The sequence below is a fragment of the Pseudomaricurvus alkylphenolicus genome (assembly GCF_011683955.1).
Lineage (GTDB): Bacteria > Pseudomonadota > Gammaproteobacteria > Pseudomonadales > Cellvibrionaceae > Pseudomaricurvus > Pseudomaricurvus alkylphenolicus.
Genome location: NZ_JAAQPI010000002.1, coordinates 75236 through 95290 on the forward strand (window position 1 = coordinate 75236; position 20055 = coordinate 95290).

Annotated in this window: 13 protein-coding genes; 10 read left to right on the forward strand and 3 right to left on the reverse strand. The window is 55.0% G+C overall.

Annotation, left to right across the window (positions count from 1 at the left end; all coding sequences use genetic code 11):
* The first annotated feature begins 14 nt into the window (after window positions 1–14).
* The 9 genes from HBA55_RS05785 to HBA55_RS05825 all read left to right on the forward strand — a co-directional run bounded on the left by HBA55_RS05785 (window position 15) and on the right by HBA55_RS05825 (window position 13838).
* Window positions 15–1721 carry a class I SAM-dependent DNA methyltransferase gene (locus HBA55_RS05785; protein WP_166988363.1) on the forward strand — a complete coding sequence of 569 codons (1707 nt, stop codon included), beginning with the start codon at window positions 15–17 and terminating at the stop codon, window positions 1719–1721.
* A complete protein-coding gene (locus HBA55_RS05790; RefSeq protein WP_166988365.1) occupies window positions 1711–3111 on the forward strand; it encodes a restriction endonuclease subunit S in 1401 nt (466 codons plus the stop codon). Before HBA55_RS05785 ends, HBA55_RS05790 begins: the two co-directional genes overlap by 11 nt.
* Entirely contained in the window at window positions 3104–4264 is a 1161-nt protein-coding gene (locus HBA55_RS05795) for a DUF4268 domain-containing protein (protein WP_166988367.1), read from the forward strand. The genes HBA55_RS05790 and HBA55_RS05795 overlap by 8 nt, the downstream gene beginning before the upstream one ends.
* Window positions 4261–5232, forward strand: coding sequence for an Abi family protein (locus HBA55_RS05800; RefSeq protein WP_166988369.1), 972 nt, complete (start codon window positions 4261–4263; stop codon window positions 5230–5232). Before HBA55_RS05795 ends, HBA55_RS05800 begins: the two co-directional genes overlap by 4 nt.
* A gap of 121 nt (window positions 5233–5353) precedes the next feature.
* On the forward strand, window positions 5354–8503 hold the full coding sequence (locus HBA55_RS05805) for a type I restriction endonuclease subunit R (protein WP_166988371.1): 3150 nt from the start codon (window positions 5354–5356) through the stop codon (window positions 8501–8503).
* Between the two features lie 154 nt (window positions 8504–8657).
* The gene (locus tag HBA55_RS05810; protein WP_166988373.1) at window positions 8658–9497 is read left to right on the forward strand and encodes a hypothetical protein; all 840 of its coding nucleotides are present in this window, start codon (window positions 8658–8660) and stop codon (window positions 9495–9497) included.
* Window positions 9498–10782: 1285 nt separating this feature from the next.
* Window positions 10783–11076 (forward strand): helix-turn-helix domain-containing protein, encoded by a 294-nt coding sequence (locus HBA55_RS05815; protein WP_338109364.1) that lies wholly within the window; start codon window positions 10783–10785, stop codon window positions 11074–11076.
* A 16-nt stretch (window positions 11077–11092) separates the two neighbouring features.
* Window positions 11093–12331 carry a type II toxin-antitoxin system HipA family toxin gene (locus tag HBA55_RS05820; RefSeq protein ID WP_166988375.1) on the forward strand — a complete coding sequence of 413 codons (1239 nt, stop codon included), beginning with the start codon at window positions 11093–11095 and terminating at the stop codon, window positions 12329–12331.
* 328 nt (window positions 12332–12659) lie between these two features.
* A complete protein-coding gene (locus HBA55_RS05825; RefSeq protein ID WP_166988377.1) occupies window positions 12660–13838 on the forward strand; it encodes a mechanosensitive ion channel family protein in 1179 nt (392 codons plus the stop codon).
* Window positions 13839–13851: 13 nt separating this feature from the next.
* On the opposite strand, the gene HBA55_RS05830 is transcribed toward HBA55_RS05825, so the two are convergent.
* Window positions 13852–14982 (reverse strand): NAD(P)H-dependent flavin oxidoreductase, encoded by a 1131-nt coding sequence (locus HBA55_RS05830; protein ID WP_166988379.1) that lies wholly within the window; start codon window positions 14980–14982, stop codon window positions 13852–13854.
* Between the two features lie 334 nt (window positions 14983–15316).
* Complete coding sequence (gene ppdK / locus HBA55_RS05835; protein WP_166988381.1) at window positions 15317–17920, reverse strand: pyruvate, phosphate dikinase; 2604 nt, start codon at window positions 17918–17920, stop codon at window positions 15317–15319.
* Between the two features lie 291 nt (window positions 17921–18211).
* Here ppdK and HBA55_RS05840 point away from each other — a divergent pair, with 291 nt between their 5' ends.
* On the forward strand, window positions 18212–19228 hold the full coding sequence (locus HBA55_RS05840; RefSeq protein WP_166988383.1) for a GGDEF domain-containing protein: 1017 nt from the start codon (window positions 18212–18214) through the stop codon (window positions 19226–19228).
* Window positions 19229–19234: 6 nt separating this feature from the next.
* Here the strand turns inward: HBA55_RS05840 and HBA55_RS05845 are convergent, their stop codons facing one another.
* A complete protein-coding gene (locus HBA55_RS05845) occupies window positions 19235–20005 on the reverse strand; it encodes an HAD family hydrolase (protein WP_240945934.1) in 771 nt (256 codons plus the stop codon).
* Window positions 20006–20055: the final 50 nt, after the last annotated feature.

Genomic DNA, 20055 nt, shown 5'->3' on the forward strand with positions numbered 1-20055 from the left:
CACTAAGGAACCCTATGAATACCACGGAACAAGAATTCCTCAACGACCTCGACAGCAAACTCTGGAAGGCGGCCGACAAGCTGCGTGCCAACCTAGACGCCGCCAACTACAAGCACGTGGTGCTGGGGCTAATCTTCCTCAAGTACGTTTCCGACGCCTTTGAGGAGCGGCAGGAGGTGCTGCTGGAGCAGTTCCAGCACGATGATGACGACAACATCTACTTCCTACCCCGTGAGGACTACGACAGCGACGCGGACTACCAGCAGGCGCTGACGGATGAGCTGGAGGTGCTGGACTACTACCGAGAGGCCAATGTGTTCTGGGTACCCAAGGCGGCCCGCTGGAAAACCTTGCAGGAGAAAGCCGCGCTGCCCATCGGCACGGTGCTGTGGCAGGACGCTGCCGGTACCGATGCAAAGCTGCGCTCGGTGTCGTGGCTGGTCGACAACGCGCTGGACGAGATCGAGAAGAGCAACGCCAAACTCAAGGGCATCCTGAACCGCATCGGCCAGTACCAGTTGGACAACGATACGCTGATCGGTCTGATCAACACCTTCTCCGATACCTCCTTCACCAAGCCGGTCCACCAAGGCACGCAGCTCGACCTGCACAGCAAGGACATTCTCGGCCACGTCTACGAGTACTTCCTCGGCCAGTTCGCCTTGGCGGAGGGTAAGCAAGGCGGCCAATACTACACCCCCAAGAGCATCGTTACCCTAATCGTCGAGATGCTGGAACCCTACGCCGGGCGCGTCTACGACCCTGCCATGGGATCGGGTGGCTTCTTTGTCTCCTCCGATAAGTTCATTGAGGAGCACGCCAGCGAGCAGCACTACAACGTCGCCGAGCAAAAGAAGCACATCTCGGTCTATGGGCAGGAGTCCAACCCCACTACGTGGAAACTGGCGGCGATGAACATGGCGATCCGGGGCATTGACTTCAACTTCGGCAAGAAGAACGCCGACAGTTTTCTCGACGATCAACACCCGGACCTGCGCGCCGACTTCGTGATGGCCAACCCGCCCTTCAACATCAAAGACTGGTGGAGCGAGTCACTGGCCGACGATGCGCGCTGGAAGTACGGTTCCCCGCCCAAGGGCAACGCCAACTTTGGCTGGATACAGCATATGCTGCACCACCTCGCCCCCACCGGCAGCATGGCGCTACTGCTGGCCAACGGCTCCATGAGTTCCAATACCAACAACGAGGGCAAGATCCGCAAGCGCCTGATCGAAGAGGACCTCGTCGAGTGCATGGTGGCCTTGCCGGGACAGCTGTTTACCAACACCCAGATCCCCGCCTGTATCTGGTTCCTGACCAAAGACAAGAGCGGCAAGGACGGCAAGAAGCACGATCGTCGCGACGACATTCTGTTTATCGACGCCCGCAACCTCGGCTACATGAAGGATCGGGTGCTGCGTGATTTCACCACCGACGACATCCGCAAGGTGGCCGATACCTTCCATGCGTGGCAGAAAGGCGAAGGTTACGAAGACGTGCCCGGCTTCTGCGCCTCGGTAGATTTTCAGGACGTTGCCAAGCACGACTTCGTGCTGACACCGGGCCGTTATGTGGGCGCACCGGATCAGGAGGATGACGGCGAACCCTTTGCCGAGAAGATGGCGCGGCTGAGCACGCAACTGAAGGCCCAGTTTGACGAGAGCGGCCGACTGGAAGCGGCGATCAAAAGCAATCTGGGGGGGTTGGGGTATGAACTTTAGTTTTTCAGCTCCTGATTCATGGACGTTTGTAAAGCTCAGCTCACTTGGAGAAGTGAATCGAGGTCGTTCTCGCCATCGCCCCCGAGATGCGGCGCACTTATATGGCGGCCCATACCCCTTCATCCAGACTGGAGATGTGAAAGCATCTAATGGCCGAATAACTAGCCATACACAGACATACAGCGAAGCAGGTCTAGCTCAGAGCCGATTGTGGCCTGAAGGGACCATGTGCATAACTATCGCTGCAAACATCGCTGAGACTGGGATACTGCAGTTCCCAGCCTGCTTCCCTGATAGCGTTATTGGCTTCATTCCTGATCCTGAAAAGTGCGACATCCACTTCATCGAGTACATGTTTCGGTTGATGAAAAAACGGATTCAAGCACAGGCCACCGGAAGTGTGCAGGACAACATCAACCTCCAAACTCTTGAGCGCATCGAGTTCCCGATACCTAGTCTCAAAGAGCAAAGAAACATAGCCGAAGTACTTTGCCGGTTAGACGACAAAATCCAGCTCAACCACCAGATCAACCAAACCCTCGAACAGATGGCACAGGCGATCTTTAAGAGCTGGTTTGTTGACTTCGAGCCGGTCAAGGCCAAGATCGCCGCACTGGAAGCAGGCGGCAGCGCCGCCGATGCCGAACTGGCCGCTGTGCGGGTGATCAGTGGTAGAGGCGCTGACCAACTCGCCCAGATGGCCGCCGAACAGTCCGAGCAGTACACCGAACTCCAAGCCACCGCCGCGCTATTCCCTGCCGCGATGCAGTCCAGTGAGCTGGGGGAGATACCGGAGAGGTGGGAAACCTCGACCGTAGGAGCGGAATTCGATGTCACAATGGGGCAGTCACCGCCGGGAGATACGTACAACGAGGATGGCGAGGGAATTGCATTCTTTCAAGGACGAAGAGATTTTGGCGTCAGGTTTCCAAGTAATCGGGTCTATTGTACCGCGCCCAAAAGAATGGCCAACGAGGGCGACACCTTACTAAGCGTTCGGGCACCAGTTGGCGATGTAAACATCGCGGCCAGCAATTGCTGTGTTGGCCGAGGATTGGCTGCGTTGCGTCATAAGTCTGGATGCGAGTCGTTTACCTATTACAGCGTCCTTGAATTGGGCCACCAACTCGCCTCCTTTGACTCAGAGGGCACGGTATTTGGTTCGATAAACCAGAAGAATCTAAAGGCGCTAGACCTGCCAAAGCCTCCTTCAAGTCTAATCGAGCGGTTTTCAGCAATAGCCGGAAACCTTGATGGGGAAGTGCGCACTCTAAGTCAGCAGATAAACACTCTTAGCTATCTTCGTGACTCATTGCTACCCAAACTCCTCTCCGGTGAACTCACCTCGCCCGAAGAAAAACCACAGTTACAGGACGTAGCCAATGTTTAAGATCGACTCGCAGCAGAACCGTATCGCCCCGCTGGAGGCCAAGCGCTTTGGCGAGCTGGGTTTTACCGAGCGTAAGCACCTGCAGGAGTGGTTGGAGAACTGCCCGCAGGCACTGGCACAGGGCGAAGGTGAGGAGCTGTTGATCATCCAGAAGGAGTTCGACGGCTTCGACGACACTCGCGAGCGCCTCGACCTGCTGGCACTGGATAAAGAGGGCAATCTGGTCATCATCGAGAACAAGCTCGATGACACCGGCCGTGATGTGGTCTGGCAGGCGCTCAAGTACGCCAGCTACTGCGCCAACCTCAGCAAGCAGCAGGTGGTCGACATCTACCAGCGCTACCTCAACCAGAAGGCGCAGGAGAGCGGCCAACCCGCCGCCAGTGCTGTCGACAACCTGATCGAGTTTCTCGACGTAGACGGGCTGGAGGCGGCCCAGATCAACCGCATCAAGACCCAGCGACTGATCTTCGTCGCCGCCCGCTACCGCAAGGAGGTGACCAATACCGTGCTCTGGCTGAGCCAGTTCGGCATCGCCTGTCAGTGCTTCAAAGTCACTCCCTTTCAGGCGGGCGATGAACTGTTTCTCAGCTGTGAGCAGATCATCCCCACCCCGGAGTCCTCAGAGTTCATGATCGGCATGGTCGCCAAGGAGGCCGAGGAGAAAAGCGCCGACACCGAACAGAAGCAGCGCCACACCCTACGGCTGGCATTCTGGGAACAGGCACTGGAGGCCTTCGGCCAAAGCGCCTGTTCGTTGTACAACAACATCAGTCCCTCGAAGGATCACTGGTTGAGCGCCGGGTCAGGCATGCGTGCGATGCCTTACAACCTGATTTTCGGTAAGAATGAGGTCCGGGTGGAGTTTAGTTTGCAGCGCAGCGAGGCTGAGGTGAACACCTACGTGTTTGATCAACTGTCGGCCCAGAAAGAAGCCATCGAAGCCTCCTTTGGCCACGCGCTGTCTTGGTCACCCCTGCCCAACAAGAAGGCCTGCCGCATCCAGTATGCCAAGGCGGTGGACGGCTATGACAAGGCCAACTGGCTGGAGATGATCCAGTGGCTGGTTGATCACATGACCAAGCTGGAAAACGCTCTGCAAGAACCACTAAAGGGGATTAACCAGCGGCTGAAGCAAGAGGCCTTTGCATGACACCAGCCCCCAAGCCGTGGAAGTCATTCGAGGAGCAGCTAGATCTGCTGCATGAGCGCGGATTGCTGATTGATCAGCCCGAAGCCGCTATGAGCTATCTGGAGCGCCTCGGCTACTACCGCTTAAGTGGCTACTGGTATCCATTCCGGCAGCTGGATGACGCACCTCAAGAAGATGGTGCTACTGTACCGAAGAGGCTGGATGCCTTTATTTCCAACAGTCATTTTGAAGAGGTCGTCAAGCTCTATGTCTTCGACAAAAAGCTCCGACTACTGGCACTGGATGCGCTGGAGCGCATAGAAATGGCGCTGCGGGTCGATATCGCGCACCTGCTGGGCGAGCAAGACATACATGCCCACGAGAATCCAGACTGTTTCCATGGGAGGTTCAGCAAACAAATCAAGAGAAGGGGCCCTGCTACGGGTAAAACCGAGCATCAGGCTTGGCTGGAAAAGTACCGCAGCCATCTGAAACGCGCCCGCAGGGAGCCTTTTGTCGCCCACTACCAAAGCAAGTACGGACTGTTGCCTGTTTGGGTCGCCATCGAAGTATGGGATTTTGGCATGATGTCACGGCTTTATGCGGGCATGAAATGGCCTGATCAGGACCGAATCGCCGCCAAATACGGTGCCGCAGACGGCCGCATCTTCGCCTCATGGCTAAGAAGCCTGAACTTTATCCGAAATGTGTCAGCCCATCACAGCCGCCTTTGGAATATCAACGTTCTGGAGCGCTCCAACCTGCTGTTTGATGACGAGTATTGGCAGGCTCTGAACAATGCCCGCCCATTCTTCTACTTTTGCCTAATCCAGAAGCTGATGCGCGTTATCTGCCCAAACTCGACTTGGGCAGAGCGGTTTGAGGGTGTTACGGGAGAGTTTCCCGCCACTGGCTCGGGGGCTGTCAAACTGGCTGATTTTGGACTGCTTGAAGGCTGGCAGGAATGGGATTTATGGAGCCAGAAATGAGAACCGGCGCGTACACAGTAAACTGCGAAGAGGCGCCGGGCGTATTAAGGGCTAGTATAGCGCCCAACCCAAGGAAAGCAATATGCAGAAAGGGCATATTGATGTCGAATAGGATTCACTGATGAACGAAGATCAACTGGAGCAACTCTGCCTTGAGTGGTTTGCCGAAGGAGGTTGGGAGGTCGCCCACGGGCCAGACATCGCCCATGACGGCCCGTGCCCAGAACGCAAGGACTACCGGCAGGTGCTACTGGCGGGTGATTTGGAGGCGGCTATACGTCGCATCAATCCTCAACTGCCTGATACGGCTGTCGAGGAGGTGGTTGCTCAGGTCAGCAAGCCCGAGAGCCTCGACCTGGTGGTCAGCAACCGAGCCTTTCACCGTTTGTTGCTGGAGGGCGTACCGGTCGAGTACAAGCGCGATGACAAGCCGGTACACGACCACGCCCTACTGATAGACTTCGGCTCAGTAGACGCTAACCGCTTCCGCGTGATCAATCAGTTTACTATTGAGGGCACCAAACAACTGAGGCGACCTGACGTGGTGTGCTTTATCAATGGATTGCCCATCGCAGTGCTGGAGCTGAAAAGCCCCTCCGCGGAAAACGCCGACGTCTGGGACGCGTTCAACCAGCTGCAGACCTACAAGGATGAGGTCGCCGAGTTGTTCGTCACAAACGAAGCGCTGATTGTCAGCGATGGCTATACCGCTCGCCTCGGCTCGCTGACCGCCAATCAGGAGCGCTTCCTGCCATGGCGTACCATCCAGCACGAGGACGACAAGCCACTGCTGGAGTGGCAGTTAGAGACGCTCGTGCGCGGCTTCTTCGACCGAACACTGCTGCTCGACTACATCCGCTACTTTGTGCTGTTCGAGACCGACTCCGACAAGCTGATCAAGAAGATTGCCGGCTACCACCAGTTTCATGCGGTGCGTGAAGCTGTTAAGGCCACTGTGATTGCCGCCGAGCAGGTCGATGGCGTCGCTGAAAAACGAGCCACCTACGCCGAGCATGTGGTACCCGGCAGTAAGAAGGCCGGTGTGGTTTGGCATACCCAAGGCTCAGGCAAGAGCATCTCGATGTGCTGCTATGCTGGCAAATTGCTGCAGCAACCACAGATGAACAATCCGACGCTGATTGTCGTCACCGACCGCAACGATCTAGACGGCCAACTATTTGCTACCTTCACTGCCGCTAAAGAACTGCTCAAGCAAACGCCAGTACAGGCCGATGACCGGGACAAGCTGCGCCAGTTACTAGCTGAACGCGAGTCCGGCGGCATCATATTCACCACGGTGCAGAAGTTCGCCCTGCTCAACGACGAGAGTCACCACCCGATACTGAATGATCGGCACAACATCGTGGTGATCTCCGATGAGGCCCACCGCAGCCAGTACGGCCTCAAGGCTACTCTCAAGCAGGACGGCAGTTACAAGTTCGGCTATGCCAAGCATATGCGTGACGCGCTGCCCAACGCAGCCTTCATCGGCTTTACCGGCACACCCATCGCCAGTGAAGACAAGGACACCCGCGCCGTGTTCGGCGACTACGTCTCTATCTACGATATACAGGACGCGGTGGAAGATGGCGCAACGGTGCCGATCTACTACGAGTCCCGTCTGGCCAAGCTCGACCTCAACCACGATGAGATCGAGGAACTCTCAGATCAGGTTGACGAGGTGGTCGAGGATGAGGAAGACGCCAGCGCCCGCGAGAAAACCAAGGGCGAGTGGAGTCGACTGGAGAAACTGGTTGGGGCTGAGCCGCGCCTAGAGCAAGTGGCAGCTGACCTCGTTACTCACTTCGAGTCGCGCACCGCCAGCATCGACGGCAAGGCGATGATCGTCGCCATGAGCCGTGACATATGCGCTCACTTGTACAACGCTATCGTGGCTCTGCGGCCAGAGTGGCACGACCCGGACCCCGAGAAAGGGGCGATAAAGATCGTGATGACCGGCTCCGCTTCGGACAAGCCGCTACTGCAGCCCCACATCTACAACAAGCAGACCAAGAAACGGCTGGAGAAACGCTTTAAGGACCTCACCGATCCGCTCAAACTGGTAATCGTGCGTGACATGTGGTTGACGGGTTTTGACGCCCCGTGCTGCCATACAATGTATGTCGACAAGCCGATGAAGGGCCACAACCTGATGCAGGCCATCGCCCGCGTTAACCGGGTGTTCAAGGACAAGCCCGGCGGCTTGGTGGTGGACTATATCGGCATCGCCAACGAGCTGAAGCAGGCGCTGAAGACCTACACCGACTCCAAGGGCAAGGGCGCTCCGGCCCATAGCGCCGAAGAAGCCTTTGCGATACTGGTGGAAAAACTCGATGCCGTGCGCGGTATGTTCGCCAAGGGACCAAAGAGTGAAGGCTTTGACTACAGCGCCTTCGAGACTGAGGCCCACAAGCTTCTGGTACCAGCGGCCAACTACATCTTCGGCCTCGATGATGGCAAGAAGCGCTTTCTCGATCTGGTGCTGGCCATTACCAAGGCCTACTCCCTATGTGGCACATTGGACGAGGCCCGCGCCCTGCAAAAGGAGATCGCCTTCCTGACAGCGGTTAAGGCAGCCATCGCCAAACACACCAGCGTCGACCGCAAGCTGACCGAAGCCGAAAAGAACTCGGCACTGAAGCAGATACTGGATAACGCGGTGATCGCCCAAGGCGTCGACGACGTATTCGCCCTCTGCGGCCTCGATAAGCCCAATATCGGCCTGCTCTCAGATGAGTTCTTGGAAGACGTGCGCCAGATGCCCTACAAGAACCTCGCCGTCGAGTTGCTGGAAAAACTGCTGAAGGATGACATCCGCGCCAGAACCCGCAATAACGTTGTACAAGAGAAGAAGTACGCCGACCGCCTGCAGGAGACGCTACGCAAGTATAACAACCGCGCCATCGAGACCGCTCAGGTCATTGAAGAGCTCATCGACATGGCCAAGCAATTTCAAGAGGAAATGGCCCGTGAGGCAGCTCTCGGTCTCAACAGCGACGAAATCGCTTTCTACGATGCTCTAGCCAACAATGAAAGTGCGGTTCGTGAGCTTGGAGATGATGCTCTAAAGAAGATTGCTGTGGAAATTACGAACAAGCTTCGGAAATCCACCACCGTCGACTGGCAGGTAAGGGAAAGCGTGAGAGCAAAATTGCGTATTCTGGTGCGGCGTACCCTTCGGCGCTATAAATATCCCCCTGACGAGGCTCCTGCGGCGGTGGAACTCGTGCTGCAACAGGCTGAGGCTTTGTCCAATGGTTGGTCCAGCTAGAAATCCGAATCGACTGATCAAATATGGATTTAAATGACGTTGGAGCCATCCCCAACGGCAACTATACACCACCAGACTGCCCTCTTATGGAGTAGCGCTGGCTTGACGGCCGGCGACGAAAGGCCAAAATAGATACAGGCAGGAGCTTTAAAATATGGATATTGGGATAGACACCAGAACAGGCCGGATTTTTGAAGGACAGGCCCCTCAGGTGGTGCGTGAGCTGAACCCCACACCACTATTCTCCCCTTGCAAGCTGGTCACCAACAGGACGGAACTCAGTGAAGGCCCTGATCCATCCCAGGAAACCAGAGTACTAATGTTTCGAGAGGACTTCTTTGATCCCAAGAGTCGAATTCGCCGAGGAAGAATTTATCGTGCTCGGGAATCGCAACCTCTATTTTGGCATTTGCCAGGGCCAAATAAGATCGAGACTCAAGGATATAACCGCACATCAATCTGGGCACAGTACATCCGCGATGGCCATCAGCATATCTACGTGCTGCTAGGGGACAAGGTACGCTTTACCGTCTGGAAGTTGATTGACCTAGAAGTGATGGCTACTAAAGAAGAATTAATCACAATCAAGGCCGTTAACACCTTTGGTCTGCTGCCAGATCTCATAGAGTCTGAAGTTCCAACAGAAGAGCTGCCGCTCATTAGAAGGAAGTTAGATTTGGTCGTTGACGACTTGTACGTCGCCAGCGCCGAATCCGTTGTTGACTGCTGTAGGGAGGCTGTATCAGCGATCCTAGGCGCCTACTTGGAAATTAGAGATCAAGACCTATCAGATTTGAGCAAAGCACTGGCCAACACCAATCCTCCAAGGTATCTGGCGAAAGACCTGTCCAACGTTCTCGCACTGCTCCATCCCCGCCGTAAAGCTTCCGAGGAGCGCCGTAGAGGAACCCGCCGCATTACTGATGAGGATGCACAGCTGGCGGTGTCCTGTCTCAGCACAATTATGATTGAATTGGGATGGGGCCGCTGGTAGGCCTAACCCTCTTCTGGATCAGTCATTTGAAGATTCAGGTTACGTATATCTCGCTGCCGACCTACCTTCACCTCATGAATTGAGATGTACAGCACCGAGACGCTAGGCAAGAGCACAAGCATATCGCTGATCACTCCCTGAGACATCCATGCATAGCAATCCCAACCCCCAGAGCCCCGATTGCGCTCTATATAGCCTATTGACTTGGGTGGATCGTACACCGGTATGCACCCGCCTTTCCGGCAACGATATTTGGGGGAGCCATCGCTGTTTCGCACCAGATAGTCTTTTAACCTCGAACCAGCAACATCGACCTGTGACCCTTGATCACGCAACTTGATCGTATAATTTTCTCCTGCCCGCTCTTCTGGCTGTTGGCATTCCCCAAATATTTCGACATCGCTCCTGAATGAAAATACAGACGTATCGGGGCCCGCGGCACCCCGAGGGTCGATGATTTCTAGATTTATACCCGCATTAATGCTGACAGCGAAACTGGTTAACCGAATGGATAGAAGGGTGTGTATAGGTGAGGGCGGGGAGGATTTGGAACGAGACACCATGACTTTTCCTCTAAAGTTTGGTCTGTAGGGCAAGCATAGAGCATCTAAAACGCAGACAGCAGACCGAACGGATATGCCGCACCCTTGAAGCTACCTAGATTTAATTAAATGGAGTTAGGTTCAAATCCCTGATCTCGTTGAATTGGTATCGGGTGAACGATAGGCTACGCGCCAAGATGATGCTGGGAGGGTGACTTTTCTTTAATGGCACACCGGTTGGCACATCGAAGTTCAAAATACAATCGCCCTACACACCACTACTGGGCTTAACTACAACTTTCAACTCCCCCCGGCGCAAGCAAATCCTCAAGGCTCTGCGCAATCACTCCTTCACTCTCAAGCCGACCCTTCGTAGCCTTATCGATTCTCGGCGCGATAGCTAGATACTCTACCTGCCAATGGCGGAATCTTTTATTAAGATAACTGGTGACAAACAGCCAAATCTTAAAAATATCCATATTTATCAATGGGTTAACAAAACTCCTATAATCTACCCATCTAGAATCCCCTTAGTCGGAACTCCAGCTACGATCTCCTTAAACTGGGTTGTCGCTTAGGATTACACGGAATTGGCACCTACTGCATCCAATTTATATAAAAATGGTAACTATAGGTGCCAACAGAATATTTTACCTTCAGCAGAATGGTCACTATACTTACCATTTTTAAGCAAGTTGGTAAGTATAGTGACCTCAAAATTGCCCCCTCAGAAGCGAAGTGCTGTGGTATTCCCAAAGAACCAGCGAATACTGGCGCAACTGGGTGAGAATATTAAGCTCGCCTGTAAACGCCGGAACTACAGCCAGACCCTGATCTCTGAGCGAACCGGACTCAGCCGTCTGACCATTCGCAAGATCGAACAGGGCGACCCCAAAGTCTCGATTGGCCATTATGTGGCCGTGCTGAGCGTACTGGGGCTGGTCGAGGATTTTGCCAAGGTCGCCAGCGATGACGAGCTGGGGCGCAAGCTACAAGACATCAAACTGATGGGCAAACAGAAAGGAAAAAAGCCTTGAGCCAGGGAGAATAGCCATGAGTACGGAAGTCTATGTTTTTGCTGATTGGGAAGATTTTGGCAAGCCTACATTGGTCGGTACGCTACGATCCTCTGTCATCAAAAATAAAGAGCACTTCAGCTTCAGCTATGACGAGGCTTGGTTACAGTCCTCCTTTGCCCAGAAAATCGACCCGGACCTGGATCTATACAGTGGTGAGCAGCATAATGCAGACCCCAGGAGTTTCAGGACCTTTCTGGATTCGTGCCCAGATCGTTGGGGCCGGTTGCTGATGAAACGTCGCGAGGCGATTGTCGCTCGCCAGGAAGAACGGCGCCCCAAGGTTCTCAACGAAATCGACTACCTGTTGGGCGTGCATGATCTCTATCGTTTGGGAGCCTTGCGATTTAAGCAAGACATGGATGGTCCCTTCCTGGACGACGATGAGAAGCTGGCAGCACCGCCGATCTCTTCGCTAAGAGATCTGGAATACGCAGTTCAACATGTGGAAGACAACGGCAATGCCGATGACCCGGTGTATCTGAAGTGGCTATACATGCTGATGTCACCCGGATCATCTCTGGGCGGTGCCCGCCCCAAGGCCAGTGTGGTCGATGAGCAGGAGCACTTATGGATTGCCAAATTTCCCAGTCGCCACGATGACTACGATATTGCGGCCTGGGAATTCGTCGTCTATCAACTGGCGCTGGATGCGGGAGTCCAAATGTCAGAATGCCGTATCGACAGATTTAATAGCCATCACCACACCTTTCTTACCAAGCGCTTTGATCGCACCGAGCAAAGTCGACTGCATTTTACCTCGGCTATGACGCAGCTGGGTTATTACGACGGCGAGTACGATGCCAGCTACCTGGAGCTTGCGCAATTCCTCACAGATCATGGCAGCAACACCAAGACAGACCTCGCTCAGCTTTGGCGGCGCATTGTGTTCAATATTGCTGTTTCGAATACCGATGATCACCTGAGAAACCATGGCTTTATTTATCAGGATGGCGGCTGGGTACTTTCTCCAGCCTATGATATTAACCCCGTGACACCCGCCAATGGCTTGCATCTAAGCATTAGTGATGATGACAACAGCCTGGACTATGGCCTGGCAATGGAGGTGATTGATTTTTTCCAGTTGAACGCAGTAGAAGCGCAAACCATCAAAGATAAGGTTTTGGCCAGTGTTCGCCGCTGGGGGAAAGTTGCAACGAGAGTAGGTATCAGCCGTAGCGAGCAGAAGCTTATGGCGCCCGCATTTAATGTTTAACCCCAAGAGTGCGACCATGGAGACTTCAATAATGCACCTGGCAAGGACAAAAGAATCTGCAAAGAAAGCTTTAGGCGAGAGATCTCGCATCTGCGCTTCATACCCGCAATTGTTAATCAAAGACCGGTGGAGGCGACTTTTCTAGCACTTTTTTGGACGAAACCCATTTGAAACGAAAGCAATATTAGTGATATTAAAAAACAGTGAGATGCACCTCTGATTTAGTTTTAACTTTGAGCGAGTTTGTACATCGCAGCACGCTGGCACCTGCTCAAGCCAGCGACTACTATTTGGCAATGTGGCTGACCCTTTAGGACCCGGAGAAAATATGAATAACACCGGCGCGGAGACAGAACCGACCACCCCTAGCGATACCCCTACGGAGCCGATCGCCGACCGGTTGCCCGACATCATCGATTGGCTGCCTGAATCGCTCAAGCCGGGATGGCAACTGCTCGATCAGGTGCCAATACTGGCCGGGCTCGCCATTGTTGTTTTTTTCTTTGTGGCAGCGGTTGTGATTCGATCGCTGCTGATCCGATTTCTGCAGCGCCTCTCCTCAGAAACGGAAACTCCAGTAGACAATATTTTAGTCGACTGCCTTCGCAAGCCCCTGTTTACTACCATTATGTACTTTGGGGTGGCCCTGGGAATCACAGCAAGCCAACTGCCTTTTGCGACTGAAGCACTGGTCAATCTCTGTATTTCCGTCATCATTGCCAGCTGGATGAGATCCACGTTTCTGGCCAGCACCCGAATTCTGAAGACACTGGGCGATGTTCACGATCGATTTCCGGTGGTGGAACCGCGCACGGTTCCGCTGCTGGATCTGTCTATTAAGCTGGTTATCTTGCTGCTGGGGAGCTATGCGCTGCTGGTTGTCTGGGGCATCAATCCGATCGGTTGGTTGGCGTCCGCGGGCATTGTTGGTATAGCTGTGGGGTTTGCCGCAAAAGACACTCTGTCGAATGTGTTTTCCGGTTTTTTTATCCTGATCGACGCACCCTATAAAGTCGGAGACTACGTCAACCTGGACACGGGTGAGCGAGGCTGTGTAACCCACATCGGCCTGCGCAGCACTCGCTTGCTCAGTCGCGAGGACATTGAGATCACTCTGCCCAATGCGGTGATTGCCAACGCCAAGATCGTTAATGAAAGTGGCGGTAACAAACCGCACATACGCATCGCCGTCGCGGTGGGAGCGGCCTATGGCTCGGATGTGGATCAGGTTTGCGATATTCTGCAGCAGATTGGCGAGCAGCATCCAGAGATCGCCGCTGATCCTGCACCCCGAGTTCGCATGCGGAAGTTTGGCGCGTCCAGCCTCGACTTTGAACTGCTCGGCTGGATTCTCAAGCCTGAGGACCGAGGCAGGATTAAACATGAACTGCTGATGAGTATTTACAAACAGTTTCGAGCCCAGGGCATCGAAATTCCCTACGCCAAGTCGGATCTGTACATCAAGGAGCTGCCCCCAATCGGTGGGACCAGCTCCCCTGGCGAATGAATATCCGGTCGGTTTATCCTTCCGGCATCAGCGCATTGAGCGCCTCCAATGCATCCACATACTCGCCAATGATTCTGGAGACGACACCGCGACAGGATTCAATCTCATTGATTTGCCCGATCACCTGGCCGCACGCGTTGTCCGCGATTTTTTGTGTTTCACCGGAGGACGCGTACATGGCGCTGCGCCGCCGGAGGTCGGAGGTAAGCAACAGTTGCAGCGGGAAAGGAAGCGGGTCCGGTGTGTCGGAGTCTTCCCAGGCTTCTGACCAGTCGTTACGAAGCAAACGACAATTTTTTCCTGTCCATGATTTGGTTCGCACAGCGTCTGTTGATTCGGCTTTCAGGTAGGACTCTTTCTGAGCCATTTGAGCATGGGCCTCTTCTACCGTTAACCATAGAGAGCCCGTCCAAACGCCGGCCGCTCCCATGCCCATGGCAGCCAGCATTTGTCTGCCGTTGCCGATTCCGCCGGCAGCCAATACGGGCATGGGCGCAACCGCATCAATCAGTTCTGGCCAGCAGACGATACTGCCTACCTCACCACAGTGGCCACCCCCCTCGCCGCCATTGGCAACAATAAAATCCAGTCCGGCTTTTTTGTGAGCCTGAGCATGTTTCTTGGTACCGGTGAGTGCTCCAATTAAACGACCACAGTCCTGTACCATTTTAATGACGTTATCGGGCGGAGTACCCAATGCATTGACGATAACTTTGCACTTGGGACGCTTCAGGGCATCCTCTAACATCGGCATGACTTGTTCCATGGTCCAGGCACCCATGGGAGGACGCGAGTCGTCGTGCCACTTGGGCACACTGTGCTCATCGATAATTTTATTGGTAAAGTCTGTGTGCTCTTTTGGAATCATCTCCCAAAGTTTGTCTTGCTGCTCTTCCGGCGACATCCCGCTCCCCTGACCCACGGCACTGTTGGGAATAACGATGTCAAAACCGTAGATGTGGTCGCCGATGTGGGCATCGATCCAGTCCAATTGTTCCTTTAATTCTTCGAGACTGTTCACAAAGGCTGCCCCGAAAACACCAATACCCCCGGCCTTGCTGACTTCAACAACCACATCACGGCAATGGGTAAATGCAAAAATCGGAACATCAATACCCAGTTTTTTACATAGCTCTGTATACATGCGTGTAACCACTCTTTCTTTAGTGAACCACTGGCGAGCGATAGTTTGTTTCTGTTGGGCACTATCGGCGCCACCAATGCAAATAGCTGTTTACAGGGTGTAATTTGCAGGGATGGCGCTGATTATTGAATGTTCAAATCAGTACTTCGGCTTACCCAAATCATTCCTGATCGAGTCGGCATTTCGGGGAGAGTGGTTGATCCAATGGACTGGAACAGTTGGCCAGAAATCATGAATGAGCGAAAAAAACCGGCGCAAGAAAGCGTTTCCTGCGCCGGTTTTTAGAAAGGATTTGGCAGCGACCTGGAGTCTGTCGCTACCGGGTAGAGATCGCTTAAACCCCCTCCCCCTTAACCTGCGCCTGTGCCGCGGCAATACGCGCAACCGGCACCCGGAATGGGCTGCAAGACACGTAATCCAGACCCAGCTCGTGGCAAATCTGAATGGAGCGCGGATCACCACCGTGCTCACCACAGATGCCGTACTTGATGCCACCTTTAACGGCTTTGGATTCCTTCATCGCCATCTCCATCAGTCTCGCCACCGCACGTTTGTCCAGAGTGATAAACGGATCGTTCTCGATCAGTTTTTTCTCCAGGTAACGGGGGATAAAAGTGCCGGCATCATCGCGAGAGAAGCCGTAGGTCATCTGCGTCAGGTCGTTAGTACCGAAGCTCATAAACTCCACGTTGTTGGCCAGGCGCTCGGCTCCCAGACACGCACGCGGGGTTTCCATCATGGTGCCCACTTTGTACGGAATGGAGACGCCACGCTCTTCCATCTTCTTGCGAATGCGCCCGCTGATGATGTCAGAAATCAATCGGATTTCGCGCACATTGATGACCAGTGGAATCATGATTTCCGGGTGGGGTTTAAAGCCGGCTTCGGTCGCTCTTACCGCTGCCGAGAAGATGGCATCCACCTGCATCTCTGTGATCTCGGGGAAGACCACAGAGAGGCGGCAACCACGGAAGCCCAGCATGGGGTTCACTTCGCTGAGGCTCTCTGAAATGGCCTCGATTTGTTCCGCGGTTTTGCCGGTGCGTTGCGCCAGACCACTCAGGTCTTCTCCAATGTGGGGCAGGAATTCGTGCAGCGGTGGATCCAGCAGGCGGATGGTAACCGGCAGCCCCGCCATTTCGCGGAACAGGTTGAACATGTCTTCCTCTTGGAATTCATGCAGCTTGGCCAGGTGCTTTTTGCGCTCTTCGGTGGTTTCGGAGAGCACCATCGCGCGCATATGATCGATGCGATCACCTCCGAAGAACATGTGCTCGGTGCGGCACAGGCCGATACCTTCGGCACCCAGTTCGCGAGCCTTGGCGGCGTCTTCCTGGGTTTCGGCGTTGGCGCGGACCTTCAGACGACGGTATTTATCGGCCCAAGAGAGCAGCGTCTGAAAGTCGTCACTGGCGCTGGCCTCGACCTTGGGGATGTCGCCGAGCATAACCTCGCCGGTGGAGCCGTCGAGGGTGATGAGGTCGCCGCGTTTGATAACGGTGCCGCTGGCGCTGGTGGCGGTGCCGGCAGCGTAGTCGATGCTCAGGTCGCTACAACCGGTGATGGCGCAGACACCCATACCCCGGGCCACAACCGCGGCGTGTGAGGTCATACCGCCCAGCTCGGTCAGAATGCCCTCGGCCGCTTTCATGCCGTGAATATCTTCCGGGGTGGTTTCGCGGCGTACCAGAATCACCTGGTTGCCCGCGTCTGCGGCTTCCACCGCTTCGTCAGCGGAGAAGACGACCTTACCGGTAGCGCCACCGGGGCTTGCCGGCAGACCGGTGGCCACGGCCTCGGTTTTGGCGTCCGGGTCCAGCATGGGGTGGAGCAGTGCTTCTACGTGCTCCGGAGAGACGCGCAGCAGCGCTTCTTTCTCGGAGATCAGGCCTTCGCTAACCATGTCCACGGCGATGCCGATGGAGGCGCGACCGGTACGCTTACCGGCACGGGTTTGCAGCATGTAGAAGCGGCCTTCCTGCACAGTGAACTCGATGTCTTGCATGTCCCGGTAGTGCTGCTCCAGCAGCGCCTGGGTTTCGTAGAGTTCGTTGTAAACCTCTGGCAAGCGGTCTTTCAGGGACTCGATGGACTCGGGGGTGCGGATGCCGGCCACCACGTCTTCACCGGCGGCGTTAAAAAGGAATTCACCAAAGAAGGTTTTTTCGCCGGTGGAAGGGTTACGGGTAAAAGCCACGCCGGAGCCGGAGTCATCGCCGAAGTTTCCGAACACCATGGCCTGAACGTTAACGGCGGTACCCAGTGAATCCGGGATGTTGTTCATTTCGCGGTAGACATGGGCGCGCGGCGTGTGCCAGGAGAGGAATACGGCCTCAACGGCCAGGCGCAGCTGCTCGTAGGGGTCTTGCGGAAAGTCCACAATGGTCTTGAAGATGGCGATGATCGCCTGCCAATCCTCGGCTGTCATATCGACGTCCAGAGCTTTGCCGTTGGCTTTTTTGTAGGCGTCGAGTTCGTGTTCAAACTTCTCGCCATCCACATCCAGCACTACATCGCCGAACATTTGGATAAAGCGGCGGTAGGAGTCGTAGGCAAAGCGGGGGTTACCGGTTTTTTTGGCGAGCCCTTCGGCGATTTCGTCGTTTAACCCCAGATTCAATATGGTATTCATCATGCCCGGCATGGAGACCGGTGCACCGGAGCGCACGGAAAACAGCAGGGGATTTTCAGGGTCGCCAAAGCGGGCGCCCATTTTTTGTTCAACCAGACCCAGGCCGACGCGGTATTCCTGTTCCAGTTGGTCGGGCAACTTGTTACCCGCCTCGAAGAACTCCCGACAAGTGGGCGTGGTAATAATGAATCCGAAGGGGACGGGCAGGCCCAGGTTCGTCATCTCGCAAAGGTTGGCGCCCTTGCCGCCGAGAAGGTCCCGGTCGTCCTTGCTGCCTTCGTTAAACAGGTATACGCGTTTGGTCATGATTACTCCCTACAACAATGAACTGCGATGTCTCGTCAGTGGTGACGCATAGCCTAACGCCGGGCGTACTGGCTGGCAATCTTCCTGAAACCAAGGACGCCCAAGGGGGCAGTTTTGCCACACAGCGCTCATGTCACAGCCATCGAGCCATACACATAGGTGGAACTGCGCGCCAGAATTGGCACCACCATCTTCATTGCCTTCTATAATTCCCGTATGATGGCGCCGTTTTTTAGTACGGTGCCAAGGACTTTAAGGCCATCCTCCCCTTACCAGATGTGGCGGTTGCAGATGAAGTTTTTAGAAGGCTCTCAGGATTCAGCTCAAATTTTGCGCAAAGCCATCCCCATGATGGTTGAGCGGGACATTCCCCCCACACCGCAGAATTACTCACTTTGGTATGCCCACGCGGGCAACAAACACCCCGAACTCAGTAAACGACTGCTGGAGCAATTTCCCGAAAAAGGCTCGTACAACGGCGATAAAAGCGAAGCCCTGTTTTTCGACTACTTTATCAAGCAGCATCTGCCCCGCAGCGAAAAAGCCCAGAATGCGCTGGCCAGTTTATTGAGCCAGTTGTTTGGGGCCGTTAACCAAATTGAAGACGGCACCCGCGACTACGGCGATGCCCTGCAGTCGTCTCTGGCCCAGCTCGATGGCACCAGCGACCAGCAGGAAATCCAGGCGATTTTGTCCCAAATTCTGGAGGACACCAGTGCCGTGCAAAGTGCCAGCCAGGCCTTCCAAGGGGAACTGGAAACCGCCAAAGCCGAAATCGAGGAACTGAAGGAAAAGCTCAAGGTGAGCCGTGAGGATGCCCTGGTAGACTCACTGACCAAGATCGGTAATCGCCGCGCCTTTGATCAGGCTATGTCGCAGGCACTGACACAAACGGACACCCCCACCTGCCTGTTGTTATTGGACCTGGATCACTTTAAAAATATCAACGACACCTATGGCCATGTGATGGGTGATCTGGTGCTGGAGCGTATGGGCAGGATTCTCAAAGCCCAACAGCGCCCTGGCGTGCAACCGATGCGGTACGGCGGTGAGGAGTTTGCCATTATCTTTACCGGGCAGCAGCAGGATGCCGCCGAACTGGCGGATACGGTGCGCAAGCAGGTGGCCAACACCATTTCCATCAAACAGAACGACACTGGCAAACAAATGGGCGCTGTTACCGTTTCTATCGGCATTGCTCAGGCCGGAGTGGCGGAAGACCCCGGCGCCCTCAAAGAGCGCGCCGACCAGGCGCTGTACCAAGCCAAAGAAAACGGTCGCAACCGCGTGGAATGCGCGGGCGGCTGAGTTCGTTTAGTCCCCCTGATGCAAGCTGCGAATCAGCTCGGGTATCTCGCTCGGATGCATGACGGTGTGATGGGGCTCGATGCCCAGCTCGGCATCCAGTGGTTGCTGATGTTGAATCCACACTGAGGTGATGCTGGTGTTGTGAGCGCCGGCAATGTCGGCTGCCAGACTGTCGCCCACGTGAATTGCCTCGTGGGCTTCGCATTCCGCCAGGCGCAAAGCCTTTTCGAAGATGGAACGGGCGGGTTTCTGTTCCGGCTCCTGCCCACCAATAATGATGTGGTCCACATGCTCTGCCAGGTTAATGGTTTGCACCTTGGGCACCTGTGAGAACTCCGGACCATTGGTGATCACTACCAGGGTGAAGTACTGCCGGGCCTCTGCCAGAAAATCCGTGATGCCGGGGTAAAAGTCGAAGGCGTCCAGCCGATCGCGGTCGAATTTGTCCTGCAGCGCTTGCGCGTCTTGCTCCTCTACCGATTCGAGCCCCTGGTCGGCCAACAGGTCGCGAATCAGCTGGATACGAAAGGCGCCCTCGCTTTGCTGCTCGATAATGGGCATATAGCGCGCCCGCTGTGCCTCGCTCCACTCGCGATAGATGCCGGTCACATAGGCGCGGGCGAACGCCATACCGTCCACCTCATAACGCCGCTGCGCCTCCTCGGCCATCAGTTGGGTGGCCTTGCGATTAGCCCCCTTGGTGTCGCAGAGGGTTTCATCCATATCGAAAAACAGCGCTTTGAGCATAATCGGGTCCTGAAAGATGGGGGCCGACATTGTAATCCAATCGGGCCCGGGAGAGGACCTTGCAGTGTTGCCCACCGTAG